The organism is Polyangium jinanense (genome assembly GCF_028435365.1).
In genome coordinates this window covers 874300-889416 of record NZ_JAGTJJ010000001.1, presented here as the reverse complement: position 1 = coordinate 889416, position 15117 = coordinate 874300, and the positions used below count along the sequence as shown (strand labels likewise).

Below are 15117 nucleotides of genomic sequence, written 5' to 3'. Positions count from 1 at the left end.
TATCACACGCATGAGTCCAGCATGGGATCGAATTTGAGCTTGTTGACCGCGGCTGCCGTGATGTCCCTCACGGCATCGAGCTGCGGCGGTCCGACCGAGTTACCAAAAGGCGCGAACGCGACGGGCGTGCCCAGCCAGACTGCGGCCGCGCCCCCGGCGGAGCTCGTTCCCGCGGCGGAAACGGCCGCGCCTGCGGCGAGCGCAGTCTCCACGGCGCCGGTGAGCGAGGCCAAACCGAAGTCGCCCTGCCCGGAGGACATGGCCTTCGTCGACACCACGTATTGCCCCGACGTCGAGCTCGAGTGCCTGAAAAAAGAGCACAACAAGCCGAACAAGATCATCATCTGCCACGAGTTCGCCGAGCAGGCGCAGAAGTGCAAGACGGAGCTCCGGCGGCAGCGATACTGCATCGACAAATACGAGTACCCGAACAAAGAAGGCGCGCATCCGCCGGTCATGGTCGACTGGTACGACTCGCTGCAAATGTGCCAGGAGCAGGGAAAACGCCTCTGCTGGGAGAGCGAGTGGGTCGCGGCCTGTGAAGGGCCGAAAAAGACGCCTTTTCCTTATGGGTACAAGCGCGACCCGAAAAGCTGCAACATCGACAACCCCTGGTATCAGCCCGTCCTCAAGAACATTTATTCGCGTGAGGCCTGGATCCAGGATCAAGAGCTCTTTCGGCTCGACCAGAGCGTGTCGAGCGGCGAGATGCCCGGCTGTGTGAGCGGGTTCGGCGTCCACGATCAAACCGGAAACGTGGACGAGTGGGTCAACGCGGAGAAGAACTACGAAAAGTCGAAGTGGGCAGGGCTCAAAGGCGGCGCCTGGGGCCACGTGCGCAACGCCTGCCGGCCCATGACCGTGAGCCACGAGCCGGAGTTCACCTATTACTTCGTCTCCTTCCGCTGCTGCGCCGACGCCGCCCCCGACCCCGCCGCCGAGGCCGATCCGAAGCTCTGGCGCCCGCCGCCCCAGCCCACCCCCAAGAAACACGGCGCCTTCTCCAAGGGGTGGACGCCGAAGACGCGCGCGCCCCACCAGCCGTCCCCCCCGAAGCCCTGAGGTTTTTCCGGGGTGGCTCGACCTTGAGGAGTCGGACTTGGGCTGAGCCCTTCCATCCGCGCCCGAACCCGCCGTATCGTTCGCCGAAACTCCCCCTCCGGCGGAGGTTTCCCCCGCATGGTTCCCGAGTTCCCCGGCTGCACCATCTTTGCCACCCTCGCTGAGGACACGCGCTTCGCGCTGCACCGCGGCCACCTCGAAGACGGCACGCCCGTGCTCGTCGAGACCGCTCGTGCTCGCGCCCGCGGCGAGGAACGCGCGAGGATCCGTCGCGCCCACGCGATCGCCAAGGACCTCGGCGACTCCATCGTCCCGCGCACGCTCGGCCTCGTCGAGCACGGCGACGTGTTCGCGCTCCTCCGCGCCGACCCCGGCGGATGCACGCTCGCGGAGCTGCTCGCGTCGCGAAGGTTGCGCATCGAGACCGCGCTGGAAATCACGGCCTCGCTCGGGCAAGCGCTCTCGACGCTCGCGGCGCACGGCATCGTGCATCGCGACATCGCCCCGAAGAATGTGCTCTTCCGCGAGGAAGACGACGCCGTTTGGCTCCTGCACTTCACCTCGGCCGCGCGCGTGGGCGAGGAGTCTCTGCGCACGCCGAACCCGCAAGCGCCCGAGGGGACGCTCGCGTACATGCCGCCCGAGCAGACGGGCCGAACGAACCGACCCGTCGATCACCGCGCCGACCTCTACGGGCTCGGCGCCGTGCTCTACGAGATGCTGACGGGCTCGCCGCCCTTCACCACGCAGGACCCGGTCACGCTCGTGCACGCGCACCTCGCGCGCACGCCGAAGCCGCCGCACGAGCTCGAGCCGAACGTGCCGCCGGCCGTGTCGCGCATCGTGCTCAAGCTGCTCGCGAAGGGCGCGGACGATCGGTACCAGAGCGCGCGTGGGCTCGTCGCCGACCTCGAGACGTGCCTCACGCGCCTGCGCAAATCGGGTCGGATCGATCCGTTCCCGCTCGGCGGTCAGGACCGACCGACGATGCTGGCGTCGGCGGTGCGTCTCTACGGTCGCGACGCGGAGCGCGAGTCGTTCGCCTCGGCGATCGAGCGAGCGCGGCGCGGCGGGCGTGAGCTCTTCGCCATCCAGGGCGGCGCCGGCATGGGCAAGACCGCGCTCGTGCTCGACGCGGCCACGCGCATCGGCCCCGACGACGCCTACATCGTCACGGGTAAGTTCGATCCGATCGGGCAGGGCCTGCCGTTCTCTGGGTTCGGCCATGCGCTCGGCGAGCTCGTGCGCGCGGCGCTTGCCGAGAGCGAGTCCGAGCTCGCGCGTATCCGCAGCGAGATCGACACGGCGCTCGGTCCGAACGCCGAGCTCGTCACGCGTGTGGTCCCCGAGGTGGGGCTGCTCTTCGGCGGGCCCGCGGAGGCCGCGCCGGACCTCGGCCCGATCGAGTCGCAGAACCGCTTCGCGCTCGTCGTGCAGCGCTTCTTGTCGGTGTTCACGCGGCGCCGCCCGGTGCTGCTCTTCCTCGACGATCTACAGTGGGCCGACCCTGCATCGCTAAAACTCCTGCGCGACCTGCTCGCCGATCCGCAGTCGAGTTACCTGCTCGTCATCGTGGCGTTCCGCGGACGCGAGGACGGCGACGGCTTCCGGTCCATCGGGCGCGTGATCGACGAGATCGAGTGGCAAGGCGTGCCCGTGTCGAAGGTGGAGCTCCGTCCGCTCCGGCCGTCCGACGTGCGCGCGCTCGTGGCGGGGCTGCTCGGTTGCGACCTCGCGGACGTCGAGTCGCTCGGCGTGCTCTTGTGGAGCAAGACGAGCGGCAATCCGCTCTTCATCCGGCAGCTCCTCGGCACGCTCGTGCGCGAGGGCCTCGTCGAGGTCGATCCGGCGACGGGTGCCGTGGTCTCGGACGAGGCGCGCATCGAGGAGACGGTCACCGACGACATCGTGACGCTCTTGCTCGACAAGATCGGCGACCTCTCGCCCCCGGCGCAGCGGACGCTCATGCTCGCGTCGGTGTTCGGGCACGAGTTCGAGATCGATGCGCTCGCGGCGCTCTCCGGGCGCACCGAGTCTGACGTGCGCGCGGATCTCGCGGCGGCGCTGACCGAAGGCCTCGTGATCCCCGTGCGCATGCGGCAGTTCGCTCCGCGCGGGTCGGGCAAGTCGACCCCGCCCAAGCCGCTCGCGCCGCGCGCGTTCCGCTTCTCGCACGACAAGGTGCAGCAGGCGGCCTACTCGCTCCTGCGCCCGGAGGAGGTGCCGCACTTGCACCTCGCGATCGGGCGGCGGCTGCGCGACGAGATCGGCACGGAGGGCGAGGGGCTCTTCGAGCTGCTCTTGCACATGAGCCGCGGCATCGCGGTGATGACGGATCCAGCCGAGCGGCTGGAGGTCGCGCGGCTTGCGCTCGACGGCGGACAACAAGCGAAGGGCGCGGCCGCGTACGAGGCGGCGATCGGCTACCTCGCGACGGGCATGGAGCTCGTGGGCGAGCGCGGCTGGGAGGAGCAGTCGTTCCTCACGTTCGCGCTCACGCGTGACCGCGCGGCGTGCGCCTACCTGACGGGCCAGTTCCACGAGGCCGAACAGCTCTTCGCGCTCCTCCTCTCGCACGCGACCTCGGCGCTCGATCGGGCGGGCGTGCACGACCTGCTCGTCGTGCTCTACGTGACGCAGGGACGCTTCGCGGACGCGGTGCGCGTGGGCCGCGAAGCGCTCGCGCTCCTCGGCGAGACGCTCCCCGACGAGGCGACGCTCGAAGAGGCGCTCGCGAAGGAGCAAGCCGAGCTCGCGGCCGAGCTCGAGGCGCGCTCGGTCGAGTCGATCACCTCGGCGCCGCCGCTCGACGACGCGCGCAAGCGCGCGACCTTGCGGACGCTCATGCATCTCGTGTCGGCGTCGTACGGCACGTCGCCGTCGCTCATGTTTTTCGTGTGCGCGCGCATGGTGCGCGCGACGCTCGCGTGGGGCCCGACGGAGCTCTCCGCGTACGGGTTCTCGGCGTACGGCATGAGCCTCGTCGCGGCGCGGCGGTACGAAGAGGCCCATCGGATGGGCGAGATCGCGCTGCGCCTGCACGAGCGCCTCCCGAGCCCGACCATCGCGTGCAAGGTCTACCTGAACCAGGGCGCGACCTTGCACCCGTTCCGCCGCCCGCTCTCGGCGTGCTTGCCGTTCCTCGAACGCGCGCAGCGCGAGGGTCTCGCGACGGGCGACTTCTCGTTCCTCTCGTACGCGTGTTTCTCGACGACGGGGATCCGGCTCGGGATCGGCGAAGACCTCGCCGTCGTCGAGCAGGAGGCCGAGGGCTTCCTCACGCTGATGCAGAAGACGCGGGACACGACCTCGGAGGCGTACCTGCGGATCATGTACCAGCTCATCCGTTGCCTGCGCGGCCGGACGCGGGGTCGGATCTCGCTGTCGGATCGGGAGTTCGAAGAAGTCTCATTCGTCGCCTCGCTCGTCGAGCGAAAGCTCCCGTTCATCGCGTGCCGCTACCACGCGGCGCGCCTCAAGCTCGCCCTGCTCTTCCACGACCTCGACCTCGCGGAGAAGGCGTGCGCCGAGGCCGAGACGCTTCTCCCCACGGTCGTCGCGCAGTACTTCGCGACGGAGGTCGTCTTCCACGGCGCGATCGTCGCGGCGGCGCTCATGAACACTGGTACACCCACAGACCAGGCGCGTCGGCGGGCGGACCTCGATCGTCGCGAGGCCGAGCTCGCGGCGCTCGCGCGGAGCTGCCCGGAGACCTACCAGCACCGGCTCGACCTCGTCCGTGCCGAACGCGCGCGCGCGGAGGGACGTGACGCCGAGGCGATCGACCTCTTCGAGGCGGCGATCGCGGGCGCGTGCGAGCACAGCTTCACCAAGGACGAGGCGCTCGCGAGCGAGCGCGCTGCCTTGCATCACATCGCGAAGGGCCGAAAGCGCCTCGCGCGCGCCTACGTGCTCGACGCGCGCAAGGCGTACCTGCGCTGGGGCGCGCGCGCGAAGGTGGACAACATCGCGGCGCGGTACGAGGATCTCTGGGAGAACGAGACGCCGCCGTGGGACCTGCCGGCGAACTCGAGCCCGGGCGAGCGTTCGTTCGCGACGCTCGACACGGCCACGGTCATCCGCGCGGCGCAGGCGATCGCGGGCGAGATTCTCCTCGAGCGAGTGCTGTTGCGTGTCGTGCGCGCCGTCATCGAGAGCGCGGGCGCGGACCGGGGGATGCTCCTCATCGAGCGGGGCGGTCGTCTCTGGGTCGAGGCGACGATGGTGGTGGACCCGGAGCGGCTGACGGCGGGCCCGAGCGTGCTGGCGGAGGAGACGGAGGATCTACCGCTCTCGGTGGTGGAGTACGTGCGGCGCACGCGCGAGCCGCTCTTGCTCGGCGATGCGCGTTCGGATCGGCGCTTCGCGAAGGATCGGTACATGGTGGCGCGCGCGCCGCGCTCGATCCTGTGCACGCCGATGCTGCACAAGGGCCGGCTCGTGGGGATCATCTATCTGGAGCACGCGCTCGCTACGGAGGCGTTCGTGCCGGCGCGGCTCGTGCTCGTGGACTTCCTCGCCTCGCAGGCGGGCGCCGCGGTGGAGAGCGCGCTGCTCTACACGGAGGTGCAGCGCGTGACGGAGGAGCTCTTGCGCACGAACGAGGGCCTCGAAGAGGAGGTCGCGCGGCGGACGCGGGAGGCGAACGAGACGGCGGAACAACTGCGCATCGAGCTCGCACAACGCATGGTCGCGGAGCTCGAGCGCGAGTCGCTGCAGCAGCACGTCATCGACGTGCAGCGTGAGCGTCTGGCGGAGCTGTCGACGCCGATCATCCCGATCACGGACGACGTGGTGGTGATGCCGCTCATCGGGACGATGGATCGAGCGCGCTCGGACGAGGTGATGGGGGCGGCGCTACGCGGCGCGTCGGAGCGAAGGGCGCGCGCGGTGATCCTCGACGTGACGGGCGTGAAGGGTGGCGACATCTACATCGCGGAGGCGCTCGTTCGAACGGCGTCGGCGCTCCGGCTGCTCGGCGCACAGGCGATCCTGACGGGCATGCGCGCGGACGTGGCGCGGTCGCTCGTGGGCAGCTCGGCGGAGCTGACGGGGATCGTGACGAAGGGGAGCTTGCAGGCGGGGATTGCGTTTGCGATGGGGGCGAGGAAGCGGAGCTAGGTCGCGGCGTTTTGGACCCTGCGGTCGAAGACCTCGGTCATCGAGTACGAGGTCGCGGACTTCGAGTACGAGGTCGGCGACTTCGAGTACGAGGTCGGCGGCTTCGAGTACGAAGACCTTGGCCATCGAGTACGAGGTCGGCGACTTCGAGTACGAGGTCGGCGACTTCGAGAACGAAGACCTTGGCCATCGAGTACGAGGTCGGCGGCTTCGAGTACGAAGACCTTGGCCATCGAGTACGAGGTCGGCGACTTCGAGTACGAAGACCTTGGCCATCGAGTACGAGGTCGGCGGCTTCGAGTACGAAGACCTTGGCCATCGAGTACGAGGTCGGCGACTTCGAGTACGAGGTCCTTGGACCTTGAGAGGGTGTTCCACAGGCATCAGCTCGACGTCCGGACCTCACCCACCCCAACCCTCCCTCTCCACACAGTGGAGAGGGAGGGAGTTTCATTCGCCCCCTCTCCGCCGCGCGGAGAGGGGGTGGGGGGGTGAGGTTCTGGGGGAACACCCTCCGAAAACGCGGTCTACTCCGCTGGAATCACGAGCGCCTCGCAGCAGAACACGCTCGGATCCGTGGGGACCGCCTCGCCGCTCGCCTCGCCGCCCGTCACCACGCAGGACCCCGGCTCCTCCGCCAGCCACGCCGCGGAGATCGAGCCGAGGGCCAGGGGCATGGACGTGTCGTAACAAGCGGGGGAGTTCAGGCCCACGGCCGCGTTCTGAAAGATAGGCATGGGAGCGCCGCCGCAGCTCGCGTCCTGGAACGCGCTCACCGCCGCAATGCAGATCCCGTCCACCGGCGGCGCACACGAGCACGCAGCGCATTCACGCGTGTCCGACAGGCCCGCGTAAAACACATGCCGCTCCGGGAACGCCGCCGGGCACGCCTGCACCTCGTTCTCCTCCGTCCCCTCGGGATAACGAAGACATCGCCGAAATCCGCTCGGAAGCTCCTCGATCCCACGCACGCACGGCGCCCCCGCACACGCGGGCGCTCCCTCCTCTTCTTCCGCCGCGCAAGCTCGCGCCGCCTCTGCCCACTGGGCCGGCCAGGCATAGGCGAAATGCGGTGTCGGCAGGGGATCCTCGACGAGCTCGCACCCCGCCGTGCCCACCGCGCCAATCTGCACCGAGCTGAACATCCCCGGCTCGAGTGACGGCCCCTCGAGGCACCCGCCTTCCCACGAGGGCGGCGGCTCGACCGCGCCGACGACGCTCCCAGCACACGCGTCCCCCGCCGTCGCGCTCACCGAGGGCAAGACGCACGACGGCTCGGAGCATTGGCACGGCGCGCACGTGTTCGGGGCCGTCAGCCCGGCATATCCATTGAAGACCGCCTTGGGCGCTTCCTTCGGGCACGCCGGCTCCCGGCCCTCGGGGCCTATCCACAAAGCGACGATCATCCGATCGAACTCCAGGGAAACCTCCTCGCAGCCCCCTCGACAAATGGACTGCTGCTGCCCTTTCTCCTCCAGATGGCAGGGGTCGGGGTTTCCCTTGGAATCGAAGTGGCCGATGTCCGGGTTGTCGCAGGAATAAACGACGTCCTCCGTTTCCTCCTCGCATCCCAGGACGAGCGCCGACATCGAGAGCAAAACGAACACAAAAGGCGAAGTCTTCATTCCGTGGGATCCTTCGTTCCGTATTGCATGATGTCGTAAACGATCTGCATCGAGAGGACGCCGAAGACAGGAAACGGCGGGCCCCAGATCTGGTCGAACCTCGCGTCCACGCGGAGCGTGGGTTTGGCGAAGGTGTACCCGCCTTCGGCGAGAACACGAAAGGCGAGCCTCTGCGTGAAGCGCCGGTAAAACTCGGCGCCGACGAGCCCCGCCGCGCTCGACCCCTTGGATTCCAGGGGACCACTCGGCGTCTCGTTCCAGCCGTACCAGTCGCCGATCCGAACGCCGCCGAAAACCCCGAGAAACTCCAAGGGGCGGAAGCCGATGTGCGCGAAGAGCGAGGCATTGTATCCACGCATCGGCGCCCGAAAGCGCTCCTCGGGGACCACGGCCACGGCGAACGTCGTGCCCAGGTCCCACAGCCACATCGGGCTCCGGATGCTCAGGTTCACCATGCCCCCCGCGTGATAGAGGCTGGGGACGGGCCCGCCGATCTGGGCGAGCGGGCCGGCGGCGACGGAGAACGCCTTGAGGCCCCGCGGGGTCGATGGCGCCGGTGATGGGGTTGGTCCGGGGGCGGCGCCGGGTGTTGCGTTCCCGGCGGAGGAAGCGACGGCCCCGAGAAATACCGCGCCTCCTACGCCCAGGGCCAGACGTCGACAAACCGGCATCCCCAGGCCTTACCCGGGGGTTTTTCCGGGGTCAAGGGATGTTTGTCTCAGTACGCGCTTGCTTCATGGCCCCACGGGAGGGCCGAATATCGCAATCGTGGCGCTATCGTGCACAGCCCGGACGTTGTCGGCCGTCCTGGTTGTGGCCTCGATTTCTTCTTGCCGCCCCCCTCGTTCTGTGCCCTACCGCCGCCGCCAAGCCCCCCGGAGCGCCTCCGCAATCGCGGCCGCCAGCGTGCTCTTCGTGGTCATCCCTCGCATCTCCACGCCGAGCTCCACCAAGGTCCGCGCCACGGCCGGCCCGATTCCCGACAGGATCACCTTCGTCCCGAGTAGCCCCGCCGCCCCCGCCGCCGAGATCAACGCGTTCGCCGCCGACGTGTCCACCGTGGGCACGCCCGTGATGTCGAGGATCGCCGTCGTCGCCTGGTGCTCCTGGATCCCGGCCAGGAGCGTTTCGAGGATCTGCTGCGCGCGCGTGTCGCCGATCGTGCCCACGAGCGGCATCGCGATCACGCCCTCCGCGATCGGCACGAGCGGCGTCGAGAGCTCGCGGATCAGCGCCTCCTGCGAAGCGATCACCTTCGCTTCGAGCTCCGCGCGCTCCACTTCCTCCCGCTGCTCGTCCGAGAGGTCCCGGACGATCGCAGCGAGGCCGAGCACCTCCTCGGGGCCGGTGCGCACCACGTAGCAGTCGACCTGCGCCGGCAAGGGCGCGCCTCTCGCGCCGCGCAGCGTGAGAATCCCGCGATACGTGCTGCCGTCGACGAGCGCCGCGTAAAGCGCCTCGCGCGTCGATGCGTCGCCCGGCCGGATCGCGTCGACGAGCGGCGTGCCGAGGACCTCCACGTCCCTGCCGAACAGCCGGTGGTAAGAGCCGTTCACGCGCGTCACGTCCCCCTCGGGGCTCGCGATCACCACCGCGTCCGGCGTGTGGTCCGAGAGCGCCGCGAAGATGCGTAGCTCGTCGTTTGCCTTCCGGCGATCGGCCTCGTGCAGCGCCACCGTTCGCGCGAGCTCCGCGCGCAGCACCTCCGCTTCGCGCTCCTTCTCGGCAAGGGCTCGTTCGAGCGCCGCGACGCGCTCCTCGATGTTGCCCTCGCCCCCGGTCGCCACGATGACGCATCGTAGGCCCTTTTCCTCTGGCCCATCCAGTGCTTCCGACCTGGGAACGGGTCCCGCATGGCGCAACGCGTCCGAGGTGCGTCACCAAAAATTGGGCCCGTCGGCGTCGCTTCCGGTAGGGGGGCTTCATGATCATCGCGCTCACCGGACAGAAGGGTGGGATCGGCAAGAGCACGACGGCGGTGAGCCTCGCCGTGGCAGCGCTCTCGCGGGGAAAGCGCGTGCTCCTCGTGGACGCCGATCCGCAGGGCACGGTGCGCACGTGGGGCGAGGTCGCGAGCGAAGCGGGGCACAAGACGCCGACCATCGTGGCCATGGGCGCGCAGATGCATCGTCCCGGGCAGCTCGATGCGGTCTCTCCCGCGTACGACCTCACGATCATCGATTGCCCGCCGCGGCACGGAGAAATCTCCCGCTCGGCCCTCATGGTCGCGGACCTCGCCGTCTTCCCCTCGGGGCCGACGGCCGCCGACGCCTGGGCGCTGACGGCCGCGATCGAAGTGTTCCAGGAGGCGCGCGCGCTCCGGGACAAACTTTCCGGCTGCGTGCTCATCACGCGCAAGCAAGGCCGCACCGCGCTCGCCAAGAGCGCGCGCACTGTGCTCGAAACCTCGGGCCTGCCGGTCCTCGGCACCGAGCTCGGGTTTCGCGTGGCTTACCAGGAGGCGATCGCCGTGGGGAAGGGCGTCACCACGTACGCCCCGCGCGACGCCTCCGCCAAAGAGATCTACCAATTGCTCGACGAGCTCACGAGGTTCCACCATGGCCAAGAAGCAAGTCGCGGTTTCGCTCCGCAAGCCGCCGTCGCCTGAATCGATCGACGCATTCGTCAGCGGGGACGAGCCGCCCGCCGTCGCGGCCGCGCCGAAGCGCACGCGCCGCGCGTCGGCGAAATCGGAGAAAGTGGCCGAGACCTCGCCCGTCCCGCCGAGCGTCACGCCCGTCCCCGAGAGCGCCGTCGTCGCCGTCGAGGCACGCGCCGAAGCACCAGCCGAGCCTGCCGCTGCGCCTGCCGAGCCCGTGGCTGAGCCCGCGCCCGCGGCTGCGCCCGCGCCGCTGCCCGAGCCGACGATCGTGGGAGGCGTGCCGCTCCGTGCGGTCACCGTTTACCTCACGCCCGAGCTTGCCGAGCGCCTCACGGTCCATTGCATTCAGCACGACCGCGATCTGAGCAACGTCATTGGCGAGGCCCTCACGAATCACCTCGCGCCGCGCCTCGGCGCCGGCCCGACCGAAGGCGCCCCCGCGCCCGGCGGCGCCTCGCCCCCGCGCCCCTCCCCGTTCTGGGGCAACGCGCCCTTCCCGCGTGTGGAATGGCCTCCGCGTCGCTTCGACCAGATCGTGGAAATCGGCCGTATTCTGCTCGATGTCGTCCGTCGGCGTGGATACGCCGCGACGGCGTAGTCCTGCACGTAACGAAATTCCGTCCCGTGCGGGCACCTCACATCCCGGAGAAATCTTGCACGGCCGTTGAAAGCGCCCGTCGTTTGCGCTGAACATGGCCCCTCGGCGCCGGCCCCCCCCGTCGCCGTGACTTCGTTACGCTACGACTCTCAAGGCTTGGCGGTTCTCGCCTCGGACGTTCCGAGGGAGGCCTCCAAACCCCCTTACTGAGGAGCTTCTTCCCATGCGAATGAGCCGAGTGGGTCTTCTGTCGTTGTCTCTCGTCACGCTGTTTGCGCTCGGTTGCGCCGGGGAGACCGGTCCGGCGGGGCCCGCGGGACAGCCGGGCGAGGAGGGGCCGAGCGCGGACCCGAGCATCAGCGCCATCACGCCGAGCAAGGCGTTCGTCTCGCGCCGCGCCGAGGTCACGGTCAGCGGCTTCAACACGACCTGGACCGACGCCGCGACGCTCGACTTCGGGCCGGACATCACGGTCGTCGAGAAGAAGATCGCGAGCCCGACGGGGATCGTCGCGGTGATCGAGATCTCCGAGAAGGCCGCGGTCGGCGCGCGCGACGTGAACGTCACCGAGGGCGGCTCGACGGTCACCTACAAGGGCGCCTTCTCCCTCGACGCGCCGCTCGAGGTTTCGTTCGAGGGCACGCAGGCGCAGGGCTCGATCCTCATCGCGAGCGCCAAGCAGAAGGATCTCTCGACGCCGTTCGACCTGACGACCACGGGCGACGGGCTCTTCGAGCCGATCGTCTACACGAACCTCGCCGTCTCGGGCTCGGAGGGCGTCTTCGGCAGCGTCGAGGACGCGCAGCTCTACGGCGCCTCGATGATCGTCTTCACCGACGTGAAGGCGGCCGCGGGGGCTGCTGACGTCGCGATCGCGAGCGGCCCGCAAGGCGAGGAGATCCTCTCGCCCGCGACGGGCGGCTTGCAGATCGCGGCGCGCGAGCCGGTCGCGCTCACGGCGGGCATGAGCATCAGCGGCACGGTCGATCAGCCGTTCGCCACGCTGCTCTACTCGTACACGCCCTCGGGTCCGGGGAAGATCATCTCCGTCGAGGCGCTGGCCGACTCGGCCGACGCGGCGACGGGCTTTGCGGTGCTGCCGGCGAGCGGCAAGTTCTCCGAGCTGCTCGCGTTCGAGACGGCGCCCACGCTCGAGGTCGGCGCGGAGCCGGTCTACTTCGTGTACTGGGACAACTCGGGCACGGCTGGCTACAACATCGACGTGACGGTCAAGGAGATCGTCCCGGCGGAGACCGAGCCGAACAACGTCTGCGGCGAGGCGCAAGCGGTCACGGCGCTGCCGGCGACGCTCGACGCGTTCAAGATGGCGGACAAGGACGACCAGGACTGGCTCGTCATCGACGTCGTGGAGGCGGACGTGGGCAAGGTCATCCACGTCGTCACGTCGCCCGGCGAGGCGCAGACGGACACGGTCGTCGAGGTCGTGGGTTCGGACTGCACGACGTCGCTCGGCGTGAGCGAGGATTCGAACTACCACGAGGACTTCACGAGCGAGCCGATCACGGCGCCCGGCAAGTACTTCATCAAGATCTCGAACTCGACGTACGGCTACTCCGGCGCCCTCTACAACGTCGCGATCACGCTCGAGTGATCCGAACGTGAGGGGGAGCGCGCTCGTCCTTGCGCTCCCCCTTGCCCCGCCCATTTCCCGGAAAAACCTCCTCGCCGTCCCGAGCGTCTTGACGCTCGCTCGGGTCTTGGGAAAGCTCTGCCCGCTCGCCCAAGAGGAGGGAACGACATGACCACGCAAGAACCGTCGAAGCCGGCCCCGTCGAACTGGCCCCGCATCTCGTCCGCGCTCTACTACGAAGATTCGAGGGCCGCGATCGACTGGCTCTGCCGCGCCTTCGGGTTTCAGGTGCGGCTGCTCGTCGAGGGGGAAAATGGGAGGGTCGAGCATTCGGAGCTCGTCTACGGCGACGGGCTCATCATGGTGGGTCATCCCAAACCGGAGAAATTGCCGCACACGCGGGCCCCGAACCAGCTCGGCGGCGCGAACACGCAGAACATCCTGGTGTACGTCGACGACGTGGAGGCGCACTGCGCGCGGGCCCGGGCCGCGGGCGCGAGGATCGTCAAGGAGCCGGAGACGGTCGATTACGGCGAGGAATACTGGTCGGACCGCGGATACGAGTGTGTGGACCTCGGCGGCCATCACTGGTGGTTTTACCAGCGGCTGCGCGATCCGAAGACGGGCTGAGCGTCAGGGCTTCTGCACCTCGATCGTGCTCTCCCCGGCGGCCTTGGGGACCTTCACCCACAGAGAGCGCGTCTCGGCCTCGTAATGGAAGCCCGAGGGCGCCGCATCGAACGCGTCCCGCGTGGCGTGCTTGGTCGCCGCATTGCCGGAGACCGTGACGCTCGCGGGCTCTTCCTCCACGCGGACGCGGAACAACGTATCGACGAGCGTGCGCGAAATCGTCACGGAGGCCCCGCTGGCCGTCGCGCTTGCCTTGACCGTGGTGACCACGTCATCCGTGTCGTGCAGGGAAAAACTCGTCGACGTCGCGTCCGGGAACACGAGCACCGTCAGCTTGCCGGCCGAAGCTGCATTGCCGAGCCCGGTGACGTCGTCCGCGACGTGCATCGGCACGATCGCGCCGGCCCGGTAATACAGCGGCACCTTCTGCAGATCGGCCGAGAAATCGGCGGCCACCGTGGTTCCGCCTTCGAGCGGCGCCGCCGACGGCGTCCAGAAATCATAATAACGCGCGCCTGCCGGAAGCGCGACGTCCCGCTTTCCCGTGCCATCGAGCAGCGGCGCCACGAGGAGCGCGTCGCCGATCGCATAACGATAATCCTTGGGCCAGCTCTCCTCCGCGCCCACGGGCCGCACGGGGACCGCGGCCCCGGCATAGGCCTCCTCGGAGAGGCTGTACCAGAACGGGACGAGCTCGTGGTGGAGCTTCGACCAGAATCGATAGATGTCGGCGATCTCGGTCCCATTCTGCGGCACGGTCCAGGGCGTGATGTTCGCGCGGCCGTGGAGCTGCATGAACGGCGAGAGCGCGCCGATCGCCGTCCAGCGCGCGAAATTCACGGGGTCGAGCGGGATCTGTTCGCCGAGCAGGTCCTTGTCGTCCCGATCGAGATACCCGCCGATGTCCGACCCGAGCACCACGTACCCCGCGGCGGCTGAGCGGAACATGTGATCGAGCGAGTCTTCGAGGCCCACCCAATCGCGGCGGTTGTCGCCCATCCACGCGACGGGCGCGTGCTCCTTGCGGGCGAAGAACCGGCCCTTGAAATCGTACGACTCGTCCCACGCCCGGACCATCGTGACGAACTCGGGCCCGCGCCGCGCCACGCCATGGGCCAAGAAATCCTGGTAATAGGCCTCCGAGTATTGCTGGTGCGGCACCGGCCCCGCGGCCGTCGCGACCGTGTCGAGCCGGACGTAGCTGTCGCCGAAATCGATCTTCCAGCCGTCGATCCCCATGTCGAGCACGCCGTTCTGCTGCTCGTGCCACCACGCCCGCGCCGACGGATTCATGAAATCGACCGCGGCGCCCGAGCCCTTCCACCACGAGAAACGCAAGCCTTCCTCGACGAAGTAATTGCACGCCTCGCCCTCCGCGAGGTTCGGTGAGGGGCCCTCGTAGGCATCGCCGCCGTCTTCGAGGTCGTACGACACCGAATTCACGAGGTTCGTGATCCAGAGGACGACACGCACGCCGTCCGCGTGCATGTCGTCCACCATCTTCTTGAAGTCGGGGTAGCGCGAGGGGTTCGGGATGAACGTGTTGTAATGGGTTTCCCAGGGGCTATCGAGGACCACGGCGCCGACGGGGATGTCTCGCTCGCGGAAGCCGGACACGAAGGCATACGTGTCCGGGCCGTCCGAGATGTCCTTGGAGATCCATGGTTCGAATGCCCAGCGTGGCGTGTGACGCGCAGGCTCGGGCAGGTTCTCGGCCGGCCGGACGCAAGGGTCGGTCGGGCTCGCGGGCGGCGTATCCAGATCCTCCGGGCACCCGAGGAGCGCAAGGAGAGACAAAGGCAGAACACGGAGCGAGGGCGAAAGCATTTTCATTCCGCGAACCTATCGCGGCTCGTCCGCCCCTGTCACCCGCTCGGCGCCGCCTGCC

General features: G+C 68.8%; 10 protein-coding genes. 6 read left to right on the top strand and 4 right to left on the bottom strand.

All coding sequences use genetic code 11. The features are described from left to right. The first annotated feature begins 21 nt into the window (after positions 1 to 21). Both KEG57_RS03675 and KEG57_RS03670 read left to right on the top strand, forming a co-directional pair. Entirely contained in the window at positions 22 to 1062 is a 1041-nt protein-coding gene (locus KEG57_RS03675) for a formylglycine-generating enzyme family protein (RefSeq protein WP_272458123.1), read from the top strand. A gap of 117 nt (positions 1063 to 1179) precedes the next feature. Beyond that, positions 1180 to 6183 (top strand): AAA family ATPase, encoded by a 5004-nt coding sequence (locus tag KEG57_RS03670; protein WP_272417984.1) that lies wholly within the window; start codon positions 1180 to 1182, stop codon positions 6181 to 6183. A gap of 527 nt (positions 6184 to 6710) precedes the next feature. Here KEG57_RS03670 and KEG57_RS03665 read toward each other — a convergent pair. The 3 genes from KEG57_RS03665 to KEG57_RS03655 all read right to left on the bottom strand — a co-directional run bounded on the left by KEG57_RS03665 (position 6711) and on the right by KEG57_RS03655 (position 9595). After that, positions 6711 to 7808 carry a hypothetical protein gene (locus tag KEG57_RS03665; RefSeq protein WP_272417985.1) on the bottom strand — a complete coding sequence of 366 codons (1098 nt, stop codon included), beginning with the start codon at positions 7806 to 7808 and terminating at the stop codon, positions 6711 to 6713. Next, on the bottom strand, positions 7805 to 8263 hold the full coding sequence (locus tag KEG57_RS03660; RefSeq protein ID WP_272417986.1) for a hypothetical protein: 459 nt from the start codon (positions 8261 to 8263) through the stop codon (positions 7805 to 7807). Before KEG57_RS03660 ends, KEG57_RS03665 begins: the two co-directional genes overlap by 4 nt. A gap of 399 nt (positions 8264 to 8662) precedes the next feature. After that, positions 8663 to 9595 carry an STAS domain-containing protein gene (locus KEG57_RS03655; protein WP_272417987.1) on the bottom strand — a complete coding sequence of 311 codons (933 nt, stop codon included), beginning with the start codon at positions 9593 to 9595 and terminating at the stop codon, positions 8663 to 8665. 137 nt (positions 9596 to 9732) lie between these two features. On the opposite strand from KEG57_RS03655, the gene parA reads away from it, so the two are divergent. The 4 genes from parA to KEG57_RS03635 all read left to right on the top strand — a co-directional run bounded on the left by parA (position 9733) and on the right by KEG57_RS03635 (position 13229). Next, complete coding sequence (gene parA / locus KEG57_RS03650; protein ID WP_272417988.1) at positions 9733 to 10416, top strand: ParA family partition ATPase; 684 nt, start codon at positions 9733 to 9735, stop codon at positions 10414 to 10416. Further along, on the top strand, positions 10367 to 11008 hold the full coding sequence (locus KEG57_RS03645) for a hypothetical protein (RefSeq protein ID WP_272417989.1): 642 nt from the start codon (positions 10367 to 10369) through the stop codon (positions 11006 to 11008). The genes parA and KEG57_RS03645 overlap by 50 nt, the downstream gene beginning before the upstream one ends. A gap of 223 nt (positions 11009 to 11231) precedes the next feature. Further along, on the top strand, positions 11232 to 12620 hold the full coding sequence (locus KEG57_RS03640) for a hypothetical protein (protein WP_272417990.1): 1389 nt from the start codon (positions 11232 to 11234) through the stop codon (positions 12618 to 12620). Between the two features lie 147 nt (positions 12621 to 12767). Further along, positions 12768 to 13229, top strand: a complete 462-nt coding sequence (locus tag KEG57_RS03635) for a VOC family protein (protein ID WP_272417991.1) — start codon at positions 12768 to 12770, stop codon at positions 13227 to 13229. A 3-nt stretch (positions 13230 to 13232) separates the two neighbouring features. On the opposite strand, the gene KEG57_RS03630 is transcribed toward KEG57_RS03635, so the two are convergent. Then, entirely contained in the window at positions 13233 to 15062 is a 1830-nt protein-coding gene (locus KEG57_RS03630) for a TIM-barrel domain-containing protein (RefSeq protein ID WP_272417992.1), read from the bottom strand. Between the last annotated feature and the right edge of the window lie 55 nt (positions 15063 to 15117).